The 15313-nt window shown below is 65.8% G+C and carries 19 protein-coding genes and 4 tRNA genes; 17 read left to right on the top strand and 6 right to left on the bottom strand.

Annotated features, from left to right (window positions below):
* Window positions 1-39: 39 nt before the first annotated feature.
* The 3 genes from P0Y50_12115 (at window position 40) to P0Y50_12125 (ending at window position 897) form a co-directional block, all read left to right on the top strand.
* On the top strand, window positions 40-348 hold the full coding sequence (locus tag P0Y50_12115; protein ID WEK41571.1) for an integration host factor subunit alpha: 309 nt from the start codon (window positions 40-42) through the stop codon (window positions 346-348).
* 5 nt (window positions 349-353) lie between these two features.
* Window positions 354-761 (top strand): MerR family transcriptional regulator, encoded by a 408-nt coding sequence (locus P0Y50_12120; protein WEK39283.1) that lies wholly within the window; start codon window positions 354-356, stop codon window positions 759-761.
* Window positions 762-820: 59 nt separating this feature from the next.
* Window positions 821-897: transfer RNA gene (locus tag P0Y50_12125), tRNA-Pro, on the top strand.
* Between the two features lie 66 nt (window positions 898-963).
* On the opposite strand, the gene P0Y50_12130 is transcribed toward P0Y50_12125, so the two are convergent.
* On the bottom strand, window positions 964-1158 hold the full coding sequence (locus P0Y50_12130) for a DUF2842 domain-containing protein (protein WEK39284.1): 195 nt from the start codon (window positions 1156-1158) through the stop codon (window positions 964-966).
* Complete coding sequence (locus tag P0Y50_12135) at window positions 1158-1409, bottom strand: transglycosylase (GenBank protein ID WEK39285.1); 252 nt, start codon at window positions 1407-1409, stop codon at window positions 1158-1160. The genes P0Y50_12130 and P0Y50_12135 overlap by 1 nt, the downstream gene beginning before the upstream one ends.
* Before the next feature lie 135 nt (window positions 1410-1544).
* On the opposite strand from P0Y50_12135, the gene P0Y50_12140 reads away from it, so the two are divergent.
* Window positions 1545-2645 (top strand): COX15/CtaA family protein, encoded by a 1101-nt coding sequence (locus P0Y50_12140; GenBank protein WEK39286.1) that lies wholly within the window; start codon window positions 1545-1547, stop codon window positions 2643-2645.
* Here P0Y50_12140 and P0Y50_12145 read toward each other — a convergent pair.
* Window positions 2614-4011 carry a DUF839 domain-containing protein gene (locus P0Y50_12145; GenBank protein ID WEK39287.1) on the bottom strand — a complete coding sequence of 466 codons (1398 nt, stop codon included), beginning with the start codon at window positions 4009-4011 and terminating at the stop codon, window positions 2614-2616. The genes P0Y50_12140 and P0Y50_12145 overlap by 32 nt on opposite strands.
* A gap of 262 nt (window positions 4012-4273) precedes the next feature.
* Between P0Y50_12145 and rplM the strand changes: the two genes are divergently transcribed.
* From rplM to msrB, 4 genes are all read left to right on the top strand, one after another.
* Window positions 4274-4750, top strand: coding sequence for a 50S ribosomal protein L13 (rplM, locus tag P0Y50_12150; GenBank protein ID WEK39288.1), 477 nt, complete (start codon window positions 4274-4276; stop codon window positions 4748-4750).
* 2 nt (window positions 4751-4752) lie between these two features.
* Window positions 4753-5247 (top strand): 30S ribosomal protein S9, encoded by a 495-nt coding sequence (gene rpsI / locus P0Y50_12155; GenBank protein WEK39289.1) that lies wholly within the window; start codon window positions 4753-4755, stop codon window positions 5245-5247.
* 75 nt (window positions 5248-5322) lie between these two features.
* Window positions 5323-6273, top strand: a complete 951-nt coding sequence (gene argC / locus P0Y50_12160; GenBank protein WEK39290.1) for an N-acetyl-gamma-glutamyl-phosphate reductase — start codon at window positions 5323-5325, stop codon at window positions 6271-6273.
* Window positions 6274-6313: 40 nt separating this feature from the next.
* A complete protein-coding gene (gene msrB, locus P0Y50_12165) occupies window positions 6314-6817 on the top strand; it encodes a peptide-methionine (R)-S-oxide reductase MsrB (protein ID WEK39291.1) in 504 nt (167 codons plus the stop codon).
* Here msrB and P0Y50_12170 read toward each other — a convergent pair.
* Both P0Y50_12170 and phaC read right to left on the bottom strand, forming a co-directional pair.
* Complete coding sequence (locus P0Y50_12170) at window positions 6814-7188, bottom strand: hypothetical protein (GenBank protein WEK39292.1); 375 nt, start codon at window positions 7186-7188, stop codon at window positions 6814-6816. The two genes, msrB and P0Y50_12170, sit on opposite strands and share 4 nt — an antisense overlap.
* On the bottom strand, window positions 7185-9128 hold the full coding sequence (gene phaC / locus P0Y50_12175; GenBank protein ID WEK39293.1) for a class I poly(R)-hydroxyalkanoic acid synthase: 1944 nt from the start codon (window positions 9126-9128) through the stop codon (window positions 7185-7187). The genes P0Y50_12170 and phaC overlap by 4 nt, the downstream gene beginning before the upstream one ends.
* A 108-nt stretch (window positions 9129-9236) precedes the next feature.
* On the opposite strand from phaC, the gene P0Y50_12180 reads away from it, so the two are divergent.
* From P0Y50_12180 to P0Y50_12220, 9 genes are all read left to right on the top strand, one after another.
* On the top strand, window positions 9237-9662 hold the full coding sequence (locus tag P0Y50_12180) for a hypothetical protein (GenBank protein WEK39294.1): 426 nt from the start codon (window positions 9237-9239) through the stop codon (window positions 9660-9662).
* Between the two features lie 50 nt (window positions 9663-9712).
* Window positions 9713-11524, top strand: coding sequence for a single-stranded-DNA-specific exonuclease RecJ (gene recJ, locus P0Y50_12185; GenBank protein WEK39295.1), 1812 nt, complete (start codon window positions 9713-9715; stop codon window positions 11522-11524).
* 76 nt (window positions 11525-11600) lie between these two features.
* Window positions 11601-11675, top strand: a tRNA-Glu gene (locus tag P0Y50_12190).
* Window positions 11676-11924: 249 nt separating this feature from the next.
* Entirely contained in the window at window positions 11925-12440 is a 516-nt protein-coding gene (locus tag P0Y50_12195) for a cold-shock protein (GenBank protein ID WEK41572.1), read from the top strand.
* A gap of 23 nt (window positions 12441-12463) precedes the next feature.
* The gene (locus P0Y50_12200) at window positions 12464-12943 is read left to right on the top strand and encodes a DUF192 domain-containing protein (GenBank protein WEK39296.1); all 480 of its coding nucleotides are present in this window, start codon (window positions 12464-12466) and stop codon (window positions 12941-12943) included.
* 45 nt (window positions 12944-12988) lie between these two features.
* Window positions 12989-13065, top strand: a tRNA-Pro gene (locus P0Y50_12205).
* Between the two features lie 76 nt (window positions 13066-13141).
* Complete coding sequence (locus P0Y50_12210; GenBank protein WEK39297.1) at window positions 13142-13447, top strand: ETC complex I subunit; 306 nt, start codon at window positions 13142-13144, stop codon at window positions 13445-13447.
* A gap of 19 nt (window positions 13448-13466) precedes the next feature.
* Window positions 13467-13543, top strand: a tRNA-Arg gene (locus P0Y50_12215).
* A gap of 30 nt (window positions 13544-13573) precedes the next feature.
* Complete coding sequence (locus P0Y50_12220; GenBank protein ID WEK39298.1) at window positions 13574-14530, top strand: rhodanese-related sulfurtransferase; 957 nt, start codon at window positions 13574-13576, stop codon at window positions 14528-14530.
* On the opposite strand, the gene P0Y50_12225 is transcribed toward P0Y50_12220, so the two are convergent.
* Window positions 14527-15306 (bottom strand): DUF1295 domain-containing protein, encoded by a 780-nt coding sequence (locus P0Y50_12225; GenBank protein WEK39299.1) that lies wholly within the window; start codon window positions 15304-15306, stop codon window positions 14527-14529. The two genes, P0Y50_12220 and P0Y50_12225, sit on opposite strands and share 4 nt — an antisense overlap.
* Window positions 15307-15313 lie beyond the last annotated feature (7 nt).

Here is a 15313-nt window from a genome sequence, read left to right on the forward strand (position 1 = left end):
CCCTATGACACCGACTTGATCGCGCGAGCGGGGGATATGATGACAGGCCAACAGACTGTGACCCGGGCGGATCTGTGCGAGGCGGTTCATGACGAGGTCGGCCTGTCGCGTCAGGAATGCTCGGCCCTGGTCGAGCGGACGTTGGAGCTGATCGTCGAATCGCTGGAACGCGGCGAGACGGTGAAGCTGTCGGGCTTCGGCGTCTTTCAGGTTCGCGAAAAACGCGCCCGCATGGGGCGCAACCCCAAGACCGGCGAGCCGGCGGCCATCAATCCACGCCGGGTCATCAGCTTCCGCGCCTCCCAGATCATGAAAAGCCGGGTTCACGACGCCGTCGTCGAGGCCTGATTCCGGTGGCCAAGAGCGCCGGCGCCTTTCGCAGCATTTCCGAAGCGGCTGAAGAGGTCGGGGCGCCGCAGCACGTTCTGCGTTTCTGGGAAACCAAGTTCGACTTCGTCACGCCGGTCAAACGCGCCGGCGGGCGTCGATTCTACCGACCGCAGGACATCCTGGTGCTGAAGGCGGTCAAGCGCCTGCTGCACGAGGACGGCCTGACCATTCGCGGCGTCCAGCGTCTGCACAAGGAGCAGGGGCTGAGGAAGCTGGTCGGGACCGAAACCGCCGATCTGATCCCGGACGTCTCGGACGAACAGATATCCGTGGTCGCCGATACAATGCGATATGAAACCTCGGGTTTGCAGCGACTTCTGGCCGATCTTGAGCAGGCGAAAGCGCGTCTGGACGCCGTTCTCATCCGGTAGGTGGATAAGTCGTTTTAGGGTTTGCGATCCCAGAAGCCCGCGTCTATAGGGAGCGCCTTCGGAGCGTGGCGCAGCCTGGTAGCGCACTTGACTGGGGGTCAAGGGGTCGCAGGTTCGAATCCTGTCGCTCCGACCATTCTTGAAAAATAGAATGATGATGGTGGGGTCGTCCTTTCGGGCGGCCCCATCGCCATATCTGGTCTCAGCCGCGTTCGGCCCACTTCAGCAGCGGGATCAGCGGCAAGCCCCAGGCCGTGCCGCCCACGCCGAAGAAGGCGAAGTCGATCCAGGCGGAAGGCGGCAACAGTCCGCGCAGCGCGATCAGCCCCCAGACCCACAAGACAAGAAAGGCCAGCACGCCGATAGAGGCGACGAATCGACGCGCGCGCGGCGGCATCAGCGCTTGGTCCGGAACAGGAAGAAGGCGACCAGGCAGACGCCCGATCCGACCAGGGCCCAAGGAACCCAGACCCAGCTATCCGTCGTGCTGATCGCAAAGACCCGCACCGCCAGGAACCAGCCGCAGGCCAGGCCGACCCCAGACACCAGCGACGTCCCGCCGAAGCCGCGACGCCCCGTCGATAGGTCGGCGATCCAGGCCAGAAGCAGTCCGCCTACGAGGGCGGCGGCGATATCGGCGTATTGCAACCCTGATCTCCTGCGGCGTCAGCGCCGTTAACTCAATCCGACTCGATCTTCCGTCAAGAGCGGGGCATACCGCCACGGTCGCGATTTGGTCATGGTCGAGCGCGACAGCATATCCGGGTCAGCGTCGGGCGTCGAATGAACCGTTTCGGAAATCCAGATCGCAATCGCGCGGTGGCCGTGTGGCTGTTCGCCACGGCGGCCATCGTGTTCCTGATGGTCGTCGTCGGCGGCATCACGCGCCTGACGGGTTCGGGCCTGTCGATCACCGAATGGAAGCCTATCATGGGCGCGATCCCGCCGCTGAACGACGCCCAGTGGAACGAGGCGTTCGACAAGTACAAGCAGATTCCCCAGTACGCCCAGATCAACGCCGGGATGAGCCTGGGGGAGTTTCAGGGCATCTTCTGGTGGGAGTGGCTGCATCGGCTGATCGGGCGGCTGGTCGGCGGGGTGTTCGCCCTGCCGCTGGCCTTCTTCCTGCTATGCCGTGTCGCGCCGCCGCGCTCTGTGTTTCGCCTGTGGGCCATGCCGGATCGGCTGATCTGGCGTTGCGTGGTGCTGTTGGCGCTGGGCGGGCTGCAGGGGCTGATCGGGTGGTGGATGGTGTCTAGCGGCCTGTCCGAGCGGGTCAGCGTGGCGCCCGAGCGACTGGCCACGCATCTGGGCCTGGCCTTCGTCCTGTTCGCCGCCCTGATCTGGACCGGGCTGGAAGCCTGGAACGGAGAAGATCACGGTCGTCCGCCCGTCGGCTGGGCGCGAGGCGCGGGTCTGTTGCTGGGGCTGGTCTTCCTGCAATGCCTCTTGGGCGCGCTCGTCGCAGGGGGGCATGCCGGGCTTGTCTATACCGACTGGCCTCTGATGAACGGTCAGGTTCTGCCGCCGGCCGACTGGAGCCTGGGGGCGGGCGCCTTTCTGCATGACCAGGCGCTGACCCAGTTCAATCACCGGCTGATCGCCTATGGTCTGCTGCTCGCCGTCAGCATCTACGCCTTCCAGGCTTGGCGCTGGCGCGTGGCCGAAGGCATGGGGTTTGCGGCCTTTACCCTGGCCGGCCTGATCTGGGCCCAGGCTCTGCTTGGCGTCGTCACCCTGATGCATGCCGTGCCGGTCTGGCTGGGCGTGCTGCACCAGGGCGGCGCCGCCCTGGTGCTGGCGGCGGCGACGGCGAACCTATGGGTGGTGTTGCGCGCTCAGCCCCGCATCTTCATGTCCGGGCCGCGCGCCATGGGCCGTTGATGGCCAGGGTCATGCCCGGATACTGGATGTTGACGAACAGGGTCGATCCGTCCGGTGAGAAGACCGCCCCGGCGAACTCCGAGTTTCCCTGAAACACGTTGCGGCCCAGGGTGTAGATTTTTCCATCCGGCGTGACGCCCTTCAGGTGGTTCTTGATGTCGCTGGAATAGTTGTCCTCGCACACGATCAGGTGGCCCCAGGGCGCGATCGTGATGTTGTCGCCCATGTTCAGCGTCTTCTCGTTGGTGCTTTCGACAAAGAGCTGAAGACGTCCCGGACGACGCGCCTCGCCCGCGCGACCTTCGTCGGGCGAGGGGACGTAGCGCAGGATCTGCCCCCTCTGGATCGGCCCGCCCGATGTGGCGGTCAGATAGAGCTCTCCGTCGCCCCACCAGATGCCTTCGCCCCGTGCCACCAGGGCGGCGCCGTCGACATGTCCACGCTGGCGCAAGTCCGCCTTCGGGCTTTCGACCTCAGCCATGTCGATCCAGTCGACATCCAGCCAGTCGCCGACGGACCACAGCCGATCTTGGTGGTTGGTGGTGTCCGCCCCCTTGTGTCCGCGCAGGACCATGGCCTGCAACCGTCCGCCCTTGACCAGTTCGCCCGGCGCATCAGGAATGAAGCGATAAAACAGGCCGTCCGGCCGATCTTCGGTCAGATAGACGATGCCGGTGCGCGGATCGACGCAGACGGCCTCGTGATCGAAACGGCCCATGGCGGTCAGGGGGACGGGATCGACCAGCCCCTCGGCGCGCGCCGGAACTTCGAAGACATAGCCGTGCGCCTTGGTCACGTCGGCGTCGGCGGGCGTCTCCTCCGTCTCTTCGCAGGTCAGCCACGATCCCCACGGCGTCTGCCCACCGCAGCAGTTGGTGCTGGTGCCCGCCAGGCTGAGCTGCTGACGCTCGGTCCTGCCGGTCGACAGGTCATAGATCACCGTCGTCGTGCCGCCGGGCAGGGGCCGACCGTCCTTGTAGGTGTCATAGGCGCGCGTCGCGTCCAGCAGGCCGATCCGCTGCTGATTATAGCCGCCCGGTCCCCAGTTGCGGTGCGCGGCGGACGATCCCTTCAGTTCATGGTTGCGCACCAGGGCGACGCGGGTTCCGCCCAGGCCGAAACAGCCCATGCCGTCAAACTGGCCGGGCACCAGCAGGCCGTCGGCCATCGTCTCGCCGCCCTGGGACACGATACGATAGGAAAAGCCCTCAGGCAGATCCAGCAGGCCATTCGGGTCTCGCTTCAGCGGGCCATAGGCTTCGACCTCGTTCAGATAGGTCTCCTCGGCCGCCTGAACGTTGCGGGCGAGGCCCGAAAAGGCGAGGGCGGCGCTGGAGGAGATCAGGCTGCGGCGATGAAGATGCATGGGACGCTCCGAAAGGCTTCACGCCCCGGATGGCTGGGAAACGTCATGGTTTGATGACGAAATCTGTTATTTCGTAACGTTCACGCTGTTCAGTGGAGTGGGTATTTTAATACCGCGTTTGAAATAATTTGTTAAATCAGTATCTTATCTCAATTTGGCGCGGGCTTTGCGCATTGACGCGACCGATCGTCTCCGGTATCAGCGCGCCTTCATTCGGTTCCTTCGGGGGCCGGACCCGATTTTCGTCTCCAGGAACCCCCTCATGCTGAAGAGCACTACGGCTTCGTTGAAGCCGGCCGAGGTCGAGAAGAAGTGGATTCACATCGACGCCGAAGGCGTCGTCGTGGGCCGCCTCGCGACCTTCATCGCCAACCGTCTGCGCGGCAAGCACCGCGGCGACTACACCCCCCACGTCGATTGCGGCGACTATGTCGTCGTCACCAACGTCGACAAGGTGGTGTTCACCGGCAAGAAGAACACCGACAAGATCTACTATCGCCACACCGGCCACCCCGGCGGCGTCAAGTCGACGACCCCGGAAAAGGTCCTGGGCGGTCGCTTCCCCGAGCGCGTCCTTGAAAAGGCCGTCGAGCGCATGCTGCCCAAGGAAAGCCCCCTGGCCCGCAAGCAGATGACGCACCTGCGCCTGTTCGCCGGCAGCCAGCACGAACACGAAGCCCAGCAACCGGAAACGATCGACTTCAAGTCGGCGTCGCCCAAGAACACCCGGAGCGTCTGAGCATGACCGACGTGACCAACACCGAAACCGCGACCGGCTTCGACGCCCTGAAGGGCCTGTCGGCCTCGGCCGAGAACGACGCGCCCGTCTATGTCCAGAAGCTGGACGCCCAGGGCCGCGCCTATTCGACCGGCAAGCGCAAGAACGCCATCGCCCGCGTGTGGGTGAAGCCCGGCGCCGGCAAGATCACCGTGAACGGCAAGGACGTGGCCGCCTATTTCGCCCGTCCGGTCCTGCAGATGATGGTGGCCCAGCCGCTGAACGTCGCCGACCGCGCCACCCAGTATGACGTCGTCTGCACCGTAGAAGGTTCGGGCCTGTCGGGCCAGGCCGGCGCCATCCGCCACGGCCTGTCGCACGCCCTGACGCACTTCGAACCGGAACTGCGCAAGGTCCTGAAGCCGCACGGCTTCCTGACCCGCGACAGCCGCGTCGTCGAGCGCAAGAAGTACGGCCGCGCCAAGGCGCGCCGCAGCTTCCAGTTCTCGAAGCGCTGATCGCGTTCACGCGGTTTTGGATTTGGGGCGCTTCGGGGAGACCCGGAGCGCCCTTTTTCTTTTTTCGAGGCAGTCATGACCCACACAATCTTCATCGACGGCGAGGCCGGGACCACGGGGCTCGAGATTCGCGAGCGGCTGGAAGCGCGCCCGGATCTGGAACTGGTCCTGCTGGGCGACCGTCGTCGCGAAGTGGAGGCGCGGCGCGAGGCCCTGAACGGCGCGGACGCCGTGATCCTGTGCCTGCCCGACGATGCGGCGCGGGAGGCCGTGGCCATGGTCGAGAATCCTTCGGTCAAGGTGATCGACGCCTCAACCGCCTATCGCGTCGCGCCGGGCTGGGCCTATGGGTTTCCCGAGATGGATGCGGGGCAGCGCGACCTGATCGCCCGCTCTCAGTTCGTGTCGAACCCCGGCTGCTATCCCACCGGCTTCATCGGCCTGATGCGGCCGCTGGTGAAGGCGGGGCTGGTTCCGTCCAACTATCCCGTCACGGTCAATGCGGTTTCGGGCTATTCCGGGGGCGGCAAGGCCATGATCGCCGAGTTCGAAACGGCCCCAAAAAACAGCGGGGGCGCCGCGACCGCCTATCGCGCCTATGGTCTGACGCTGAAGCACAAGCATGTGCCGGAAATGACGAAGCACGCGGGTCTGAGCCGCGACGTTCTGTTCACGCCCGCCGTCGGCGCCTATCGCCAGGGGATGCTGGTCGAGGTTCCGCTGCATCTGGGGGCGCTGCCGGAAACGCCCTCGGTCGAACGGCTGCATGGCGCACTGGTCGAGGCCTATGACGGTCAACGCTTCGTCGAGGTCGCGGACCTGGAGGAGACCGAGGCCATGACGGGCATCGAGCCCGAAGGCCTGAACGGCTCCAACCGTCTGCGGCTGCATGTGTTCGGTGATCGCAATGGCGAACAGGCGCGGCTGGTCGCCCTGCTCGACAATCTGGGCAAGGGCGCCTCGGGCGCGGCGGTGCAGAACCTGAACATCATGCTGGGTCTGGACGAGGCGACGGGCCTGATCTGAGCCGCTGAAACCATTTGGCGGCGCCCGTCGTATCAGGGACATGACCCAGTCCCTGATCCAGCATCGCCGGGGCGTTCTGATGGGCGCCGGCGCGCTCGCCCTTTCCGCCTGTTCGCCCGAGACGTCCGAGGCCGGACAGGGGGGCTACGCCGCCTCGCCCTATCGCCGGGTGTCGGATGCGGACTGGCGACGACGCCTGGGCGACGCCTCCTGGCGCATCATGCGGCACGAGGCGACCGAACGTCCCTATTCCAGCGCCTTGAACGACCAGCACGCGCGCGGCGCCTTCATATGCAAGGGATGTGACCTGCCGCTGTTTCGATCGGAGTGGAAGTTCGATTCCCACACCGGCTGGCCCAGTTTCTATGACGTGATCGGGGCCAATATCGGCCGGAAGCGGGACCTGGCGATCGGCGTTCCGCGCACCGAGTACCACTGCGCCCGCTGCCTGGCGCATCAGGGTCATGTCTTCCCGGATGGACCACGTCCGACCGGCCTGCGGTACTGCAACAACGGCCTGGCGCTGAAGTTCGTGGCCGCCTAGCGATTCGCCCTGACAGCGGACTCCACCGTCGCGCCGAAGACGACCGAGGCGATGATGACCAGCAGGCCATAGTCGTGACCGGCGAAGAAGACCGGCGCGCAGGCCATGGCGATGACTATCAGCGGAAACAGTCCCGACCAGACGGCCGTGCCCGGCGCGTCCGCATCGATCATCGGCCGGACCGCAGGACGTTTCATCATCCGCGCCATCCGGCCGTTCAGCAGCACGAAGGCCCCGGCGCAGATCACCGCCGATAGGACGTATTTCAGCGTATTGCCCGGCGCGCCGAAGACGCTGGCGGTCATGACCAGAAGCGCCAGGGCCACGCCGGTGCTGAGCGCCAGGAGGGCGTTCGGTTCGATACGGTTCAAGACTTCACTTTCACATAGCTGCCGGGCGCAGGTTCGATGGGCTTCAACGGACCCTTGGACGGATCACGCGCGGGGATCGATTTTCCGGACCGCGCGCCGAGCCACGCCGCCCAATGCTCCCACCAACTGCCAGGATGCTCCACGGCGCCCGCCTGCCATTCGCCCAGGGTGTCGGGCAGGGCAGGGTTGGTCCAGTGCTGATATTTGCGCGCCGCCGGAGCGTTGATGACGCCGGCGATATGGCCCGATCCCGCCAGGGTGAAGGTCACGTCGGAACCGCCGAACAGCCGCGCCGAGCGATAGACGGAGTTCATCGGTGCGATATGGTCTTCGCGGCTGGCCTGAAAATACAGCGGGATTTTCACCTTCGACAGATCGGCCTTCAGTCCGCCGATCTCGAACTCCCCCTTGGCCAGGGCGTTCGCCCCATACATCTGGCGCAGATAGGCCAGGTGCAGCGCCTTGGGCATCCGCGTCTGGTCGGCGTTCCAGAACAACAGGTCGAAGGCCGGCGGGTCCTTGCCCAGCAGATAGTTGCTGATGAAAAAGGACCAGATCAGGTCGTTGGATCGCAAGGCGTTGAAGGTTTCCGCCATCGCCGCCCCGGGCAGGACGCCGCCCGCCGCATCCATCTGACGCTCGATCTCGGCGATCCAGTGGTCGTCGGTGAACAGGAGTAGGTCGCCCGCCTCGGCGAAATCGTGCTGGGCGGCGAAGAAGGTGGCGGCGGCGATGCGCTTATCGCCCTTCGCCGCCATATGGGCGAGGCTCGCGCCCAGAAGGGTGCCGCCGATGCAGTAGCCGACGGCGTTCAGTTGCTTCGTTCCCGCCTGCTCCAGCGTCTTTTCGACGGCGCGATAGACGCCCTTTTCCAGATAGTCGTCGAAGCCGAACCAGGCCTTGTCGCGATCCGGGTTCACCCAGGAACAGACGAACACCGTGAACCCTTGCCCCGACAGCCAGCGGATCAGCGAGTTCGCGGGCTGCAGGTCCATGATGTAGAATTTGTTGATCCACGGCGGGAAGATCAGCAGCGGAATCTCGTGCTGGGTCTCGCCGGTCGGCGCGTACTGGATCAGCTCGAACAACGCATCGCGCCAGACGACCTGGCCGGGGGCGGTGGCGACATTCTCGCCCACGACGAACTTGCCGTAATCGGCCTGGCTGATGCGCAGCGATCCCCCGCCCCGTTCCAGATCGGCGGCGAAGTTCTGCATTCCCTTCACCAGGGATTCGCCGCTGGTCTCGGCCAGGGCCTTCAGCGCCACCGGGTTGGAGGCCAGGAAGTTCGAGGGCGAGAAGGCGTCGGTCAGCAGGCGGGTGAAGAACTGGGCGCGGCGTTTCACCGCTGGATCGACGTCCTCGACGCCCGCGACCAGCCCGTTCATCCAGTCCGATGTCAGCAGATAGGACCGCCGCATCATGTCGAACATCGGGTTTTCCGACCAGGCCGGGTCCTTGAACCGCTTGTCGGCCGGCGCGGGCGCGGGCGCCTCGCCCGCCGCCTGACGTGCGGTGCTGCTCCACAGATCCATGTAGCGGCCGAACAGATCGGCCTGGGCCTGGAACAACTTGTCGGGACGCGCGGCCAGGCTGGTCATCACCGACGTCATGGCCGGACCGACATTGAACGGATCGGACGTCAGCGCCGGCGGACCCTCCGGGTTTTTTGCGGCCTGGCTCAGAGCCGCCTCGGCCATCGCGCCCTGCGCCATCATCGCCGCCTTGGCCAGATTGAGCGACAGCGTCTCGATCAGCGCGGCCTGCTCGGCACCCGCAAAGGCGGGCTGGGGCTCATCGGCCGGCGGCGGCGCCTCGGGCGGCGATTGCGGCTTGTCCTTGGTCTGACGCGGCGGGCGCGGCTTTGCGGAGGTGGGGCGGCCGGCTTTGCGTGCGGGCTGCGCGGTCGTGTGTTTCGGGGGCGGGGGAGGCTTGGCCATGATCGTCCTTCGCGCTTCCTGCGCCACAGGCTGGTTGATCCGCCCTTCCGCGCGACGCCATGATGGCATAAGACCGACCGGGAAATGAACGCGCCGCTTTCGAAAAAGATGATCCCGATCGCCGCAGTTGCGATCACGGGGGGCCTGGGCGCCTGTTCCAGCGGCCTGGCCGCCAAGACGGATGCGACGTCGCCGCTGGCGCCGCGCGTGCAGGAACTGGTCGACGCTAACCGCCACTATCCGCGCTGGCAGGATTTCCCCGCCGCGCCGACAGGCCTGCCGGATGTGCGTCAGGTCGCGACCAATGCTCAGCGGCTTCAGGCCGACAATGCGACCCTGAGCGGCGAAATCGCACGGATCGATTGGACCGTGAACGAGCCCGAGGCCCTGGCTGCGCAGATTTCCGCCAAGGTCGCGGCCGTGCCTGTGTCGCCCGACGCCGCGCGCACTCAGGCGGAAATAGAAGCGTTCGCCCAGAGCCTGCGTGATCGGGCCAAGGCGCCGCCGCCCCTCGACCGTCGCCCGGTGCGGTGAAATCCATACAAGCGGTCGCCTTGGCGGCAGAATCCGCCGATCTTGCGCCGATGGCTGACGACAGCGCCGCAAAGACCCTGAACGCCTTTCTAGGCGTGTCCCGTTCCCTGTCCGGCCGCGCCTGGCGACAGCGGCCGGCCGAGGCGGCGGTCGTGCGCGCCCATATGCAGACCTTGGGTCTGGACGAGGTTTTGGCTCGCGCCCTGGCGTCGCGTGGCGTGCGGGCCGATCAGGGGGCGGACTTTCTGACGCCGACCCTGCGGGCTCTGTTTCCCGATCCATCCAGCTTCATGGACATGGATGCGGCCGCCGAAGCCATCCTCGACGCGCTCCAGGCTGAGGCCAGCATCCATGTGTTCGCCGATTACGATGTCGACGGCGCCTCCAGCGCGGCCTTGCTGGTGCGCTGGTTCCGGGCCATGGGGCGTGGACTGCCCATCTATGTGCCCGACCGGCTGACCGAGGGTTACGGCCCAAGCGCCAGGGCCTTCGACACCCTTAAGGCCGCGGGCGCGGATCTGGTCATCACGGTCGATTGCGGCGCGGCGGCGAACGAAGCCCTGGCCCATGCCGCCGCCATCGCCCTGAACGTCGTGGTCATCGACCACCACATGATGCGCAGCGAGCCGCCCACGGCTCTGGCGGTCGTCAATCCAAATCGACCCGGCTGCAATTCGGGCCAGGGCAATCTGGCGGCCGCGGGCGTGGTCTTCGTGCTTCTGGCCGCCCTGAACCGCGAGGCGCGCAGGCGCGGCCTGTTCGCCGACAGACCCGAGCCCGACATCCGCCAGTGGCTGGACCTGGCGGCCCTGGGTGCGATCTGCGACGTCACCGGCCTGACGGGCTTCAACCGCGCCCTGACCGGCCTGGGTCTGAAGGTGATGAGCGATTGGCGCAATCCGGGTCTGCGCGCTTTGCTGGCGGCGGCCGGCGCCGAGCCGGGACCAGCCAAAACCAATCACGCGGGCTTCATCCTGGGGCCGCGAATCAACGCTGGCGGACGGATCGGCCGATCGGATCTGGGCGCGCGGTTGCTATCGACCGACGACCCTGTCGAGGCCGAGGCCCTGGCCGTCGAACTGGATGCTCTGAACCTGTCGCGGCGCGAGGTCGAGCGGGCGGTTACCGAAGCGGCCGTGCGTCGCGTCGAGGCGACCGGCGCCCACGCCGACGACAGCGCCGTGATCGTGGTCGCTGGCGACGACTGGCATCCCGGCGTGGTCGGCATCGTCGCGGGGCGACTGCGTGAACGGTGGCGCAAACCGGTCATCGTCGTCGGCGTCGATCCCGTGACCGGGATCGGAAAAGGCTCGGGCCGGTCGCAACCCGGCATGAACCTGGGCCGCGCCATCCAGGCGGCGTGGGAAGGCGGCGTCCTGATGGCCGGCGGCGGTCATGCCATGGCGGCGGGTCTGACGATGGACGGCGCGCGTCTGGCGGAACTGACCGCCTTTCTGAACGACCAACTGGCGCAGGAACGTGTGGAGGCGATGGCCCAGGATGTGTTGGAGATCGACGCTCTGATCGATCCGTCCGCCGCGACCCGTGCCCTGTTCGACTCTTTCGAGCGCCTGGCGCCCTTCGGTCCCGCCAATCCTGAGCCGACCTTTGCGCTCAGCGGCGTTCAGGCGCGCGAGCCGGTCGCGATGAACGGCGGCCATGTGCGGTGCCGTCTGGTCGGGCCGGACGGCGCCTCGGTCCGGGCCATCGCCTGGCGCTGCGCCGATCTGCCGACTGGACAGGCGCTTCTGGCGGGGCAGGGAGGCTTGAGCGTGGTCGGGCGACTGAAGGCCGACGACTGGAATGGCCGCAAGGGCGTGCAGTTCGAGATCGAGGACGTGTCCGATCCCCGGATGGTCTGATCCCGTCCAAAAAACTGGAAATCCAAGCTTGCACCGCTTCGAGGGCGCGGCTATATCGCCGGCTCTCCCGCGCAGCGGTCCCTTCGTCTATCGGTTAGGACGTCAGGTTTTCAACCTGAAAAGAGGGGTTCGACTCCCCTAGGGACTGCCACGCGGGCAGGACGACCATCGAGCGAACGGCTCTGGCGACCCTATAGCTTCCAGTTGGCGATCTATGTGAAGTTCCACATTGTGGACTATGTCGCCGCCGCTTCTTGGCTAACCATTGTTAACCAATAACGGCAATCTTCGCCCCTCGCGTGCATTTTCCGCTTTTCAAAATTTCGCGGAACGGTGTTAAATATAGGCCGAGTCCGCTAAAGGCGCGGACGGGGGTCTTAAGTTGTCTGACTACAGCGAGATGGAGACGGCGCAGACCGTTCGAGTCATCGGCCGGGTGAAATGGTTCGATGCGGTAAAGGGCTATGGCTTCATCGTCCCAGACGATCCGACGCTGACGGAAATGCGTGACGTGCTGCTGCACATCAGCAGCCTTCGCGACCACGGCCGGGACGCCGCGGATGAAGGCGCGCCGATCACCTGCGATTGCGTCAAGCGGATCAAAGGATGGCAGACGGTGGCGATCCATGATCTGGGCGAAGGTGAAGCGGCGCTTCCGGTTCGTCGCACGCCCCCGCCTGCGGCGCTGGACATCGTGTCGGACGACGCGCTGGAGACTGCGCTGGTCAAATGGTTCAATCGCACCAAGGGCTACGGATTCGTCGTGCGTGATCGCGAGCCAGGCGATATCTTCGTCCATATCGAGACGCTGCGTCGCTGCGGCCTGGAAGACCTGATCCCCGGCGACACGGTGCGGGTGCGATTCGCCAATGGCCCCAAGGGGCTGGTGGTCGCGGACATCAAAACGGGCGGCTGAGGTCAGGCGCCCAGGAGAGGCGCATGATCGACGCGACCAGACGACTGATTCTGGCGGGAATGCTGATGCTGGCCGTCGCGGGCTGTGCGGCCAAGGCCCCGACCGGCCCGAATGGCGAGCTGCTGCAGCGCCTGGCCATCGTCACCACCTCGGGCGAACATCCGTTCTGGGTCGAAATCGCCGACGACGAACAGGAGCGCCAGCGCGGCCTGATGTTCCGGCCGCCGCTGGATGCGGATCGCGGAATGCTGTTCCAATGGCCCGGCGAAGCGCCGCGCGAGCAGAGCTTCTGGATGCGCAACACCCCCAGTTCTCTGGACATTCTCTATATCGACCCGCAGGGGCGCATCGTCTCGATCGCCTCGCACGCCACGCCGTTTTCCGAGGCGCCGATTCCCTCCAATGGGGCGGCGAACGGGGTGCTGGAATTGCGTGCAGGCCGCGCCGCCGAGATCAACGCCCAGCCCGGTGACAAAGTTTTACACCCTTATTTCAAGCCTTGATTGCGGTTTGCCGCGCGAAGTGCCAATAGGGCGCTCCGTTAGGTCCGGGGTGTAGCGCAGCCTGGTAGCGCATCTGGTTTGGGACCAGAGGGTCGGAGGTTCGAATCCTCTCGCCCCGACCAACGGAAGGCCGCTGGATTCCGCATCCGGCGCGCGTTATGGCAGGGGCGAAAGCTCGCCGTTATTGAGGACCCGTCCATGCTCGCTCGCATCTACCGCCCGGCCAAGACCGCGATGCAATCGGGCAAGGCCAAGAGCCGCGATTGGCGGCTGGAGTTCGAACCTGCCTCGGCGCGGACCATCGATCCGCTGATGGGCTGGACCAGTTCCAGCGACATGAACGGTCAGGTCCGCCTGAACTTCGATTCGAAAGAAGACGCGGTGGAATACGCCGAGCGCCACGGCATCGCCTTCCGGCTGCATGAGCCGAACGATCCCCCGATGATCATCAAGGCCTATGCCGACAACTTCGCCACCAACCGCAAGCAATCCTGGACGCACTGACGCCAGCGTCTGGCCATAAGCGCCCATAGCTCAACCGGATAGAGCACCCGCCTTCTAAGCGGGATGTTGCAGGTTCGAGTCCTGCTGGGCGCGCCATTCCCGGCGCGGCGCGTATTGGGTCCGCACATGAGCGACATCTCCACCTTGCCCGAACAGACCGTCCGCGTGGCGGCGCTGTATCGGTTCGCGCCGGTCGCCGATCCGGCGGCGGTTCGCGATAGGCTGCACGCGGTCTGCGACGCCGGGCAGGTGAGGGGCACGCTGTTGATCGCCCACGAGGGTCTGAACGGCACCATCGCCGGGCCGGTCGACGGCGTGGAGGCGGTGCTGAACACGATCCACGCCATGCCGGGCTTCGATAGGCTGGAACTGAAATACGCCTGGACGGACGTGTTGCCGTTTCATCGCATGAAGGTGCGGGTGAAGCCCGAGATCGTCACCATGGGCCAACCGAATCTGGACCCGTCGCGCGATGCTGGCGTCTATGTCTCGCCCGCCGACTGGAACGCCCTGATCGCCGATCCCCAGACCTTGGTGATCGACACCCGTAACGCCTATGAGGGCGAGATCGGCGCGTTTGAAGGCGCCGTGCAGCCCAATACCGAAAGCTTTCGCGATTTCCCCGACTGGTTCCGCACCGAGGGCCGCGCCTTGCTGGCGCAGACCGGCGCGCGGCGTGTCGCCATGTATTGCACCGGCGGAATCCGCTGCGAAAAGTCCACCGCCTTTCTCAAGGCTGAGGGTGTCGAGAATGTTCACCATTTAGAAGGCGGCATCCTGCGTTATCTTGAGACGGTGGATGAGCATGACAGCCTATGGCGCGGAGACTGCTTCGTCTTCGACGAGCGGGTGTCGGTCGGTCACGGGCTGAGCCAGGGGCCGCATACCCTGTGCCGGGGATGCCGACTGCCCGTGGATGAGGCGGGGCGCGCGTCACCCCGCTATATCGAGGGCGTCTGTTGCGCGCGCTGCGACAGCACGCGCGACGAGAGCCAGCGCGCCCGATATGCAGAACGGCATCGCCAGATCGAAATCGCCCAGCAGCGGGGATTGACCCACATCGGCGTCGCGCCGAAGCCCTAGCGACGCGGCGCTCGCGGAAAGAAGGCGCTGGGCGTCTTCTCGACATAGACGGCGAAGGCGGCGGGTCGCGACCGCTTCATATGGGCCTCAAGCAGCGGCACGCCCGACACCTGGGTCAGCAGCCAATACATATAGGCCGGCCCCGTCAGCGCCAGCCAGCCCCAGGGCCATTCGCCGCCAAGGTTGATGGCGAACACGGGCCAGGCGCACCAGCCCAGCCATTCGAAAAAATAGTTCGGGTGCCGCGACCAGGCCCACATCCCTATGTCGCACACCTTGGCCCTGTTGGCGGTGTTCCGCTTGAACGCCGCTAACTGTCGGTCGGCCATGCCTTCGCCAAACAGGGCGCCAGCGAAGATCAACGCCGCTAAGGCGTCCTGAAGCGTCAAACCCGGCGTCGGATTGCGCGCGCCAACCAGAATGCTGAGCGAAAGCAAGGCCGCAGCTCCGGCTTGCAACATCAGAAAACCAAACATCTTTGCTTGGAAACCACGCCCCCAATCCTTGCGCAGCCGCGCGTATCGAGCGTCTTCGCCTTCGCCAGCCGCGCGCTTGGCGATGTGGAGGCCCAGGCGCAGGCCCCATGCGCCGATCAGAAGAGCCGCCAGCCATTGCCGGGGGGAGGGGGCGGCGCCGTCGATGGGAAACAAGGCAACGCCCACGCCGGCGGCTCCCAATCCCAACGACCAGAAGGCGTCGGCCCAGCCGCCCTGGCCTGTTCGGCGCTGAACCGCCCAGGCGGCCGACATAACCACGACCATAAAGACAGCCGCCACGGCCCAA

This window comes from Candidatus Brevundimonas colombiensis, from assembly GCA_029202665.1.
Taxonomy (GTDB): domain Bacteria; phylum Pseudomonadota; class Alphaproteobacteria; order Caulobacterales; family Caulobacteraceae; genus Brevundimonas; species Brevundimonas colombiensis.

Bases quoted from the DNA above. Each gene is read 5' to 3' on its own strand.
- P0Y50_12115 (WEK41571.1), top strand. From the start codon at position 40: ATGACAGGCCAACAGACTGTGACCCGGGCGGATCTGTGCGAGGCGGTT.
- P0Y50_12130 (WEK39284.1), bottom strand. From the start codon at position 1,158: ATGCCGCCGCGCGCGCGTCGATTCGTCGCCTCTATCGGCGTGCTGGCC.
- P0Y50_12140 (WEK39286.1), top strand. From the start codon at position 1,545: ATGAACCGTTTCGGAAATCCAGATCGCAATCGCGCGGTGGCCGTGTGG.
- P0Y50_12145 (WEK39287.1), bottom strand. From the start codon at position 4,011: ATGCATCTTCATCGCCGCAGCCTGATCTCCTCCAGCGCCGCCCTCGCC.
- rplM (WEK39288.1), top strand. From the start codon at position 4,274: ATGCTGAAGAGCACTACGGCTTCGTTGAAGCCGGCCGAGGTCGAGAAG.
- rpsI (WEK39289.1), top strand. From the start codon at position 4,753: ATGACCGACGTGACCAACACCGAAACCGCGACCGGCTTCGACGCCCTG.
- argC (WEK39290.1), top strand. From the start codon at position 5,323: ATGACCCACACAATCTTCATCGACGGCGAGGCCGGGACCACGGGGCTC.
- msrB (WEK39291.1), top strand. From the start codon at position 6,314: ATGACCCAGTCCCTGATCCAGCATCGCCGGGGCGTTCTGATGGGCGCC.
- phaC (WEK39293.1), bottom strand. From the start codon at position 9,128: ATGGCCAAGCCTCCCCCGCCCCCGAAACACACGACCGCGCAGCCCGCA.
- P0Y50_12180 (WEK39294.1), top strand. From the start codon at position 9,237: ATGATCCCGATCGCCGCAGTTGCGATCACGGGGGGCCTGGGCGCCTGT.
- recJ (WEK39295.1), top strand. From the start codon at position 9,713: ATGGCTGACGACAGCGCCGCAAAGACCCTGAACGCCTTTCTAGGCGTG.
- P0Y50_12195 (WEK41572.1), top strand. From the start codon at position 11,925: ATGGAGACGGCGCAGACCGTTCGAGTCATCGGCCGGGTGAAATGGTTC.
- P0Y50_12200 (WEK39296.1), top strand. From the start codon at position 12,464: ATGATCGACGCGACCAGACGACTGATTCTGGCGGGAATGCTGATGCTG.
- P0Y50_12210 (WEK39297.1), top strand. From the start codon at position 13,142: ATGCTCGCTCGCATCTACCGCCCGGCCAAGACCGCGATGCAATCGGGC.
- P0Y50_12220 (WEK39298.1), top strand. From the start codon at position 13,574: ATGAGCGACATCTCCACCTTGCCCGAACAGACCGTCCGCGTGGCGGCG.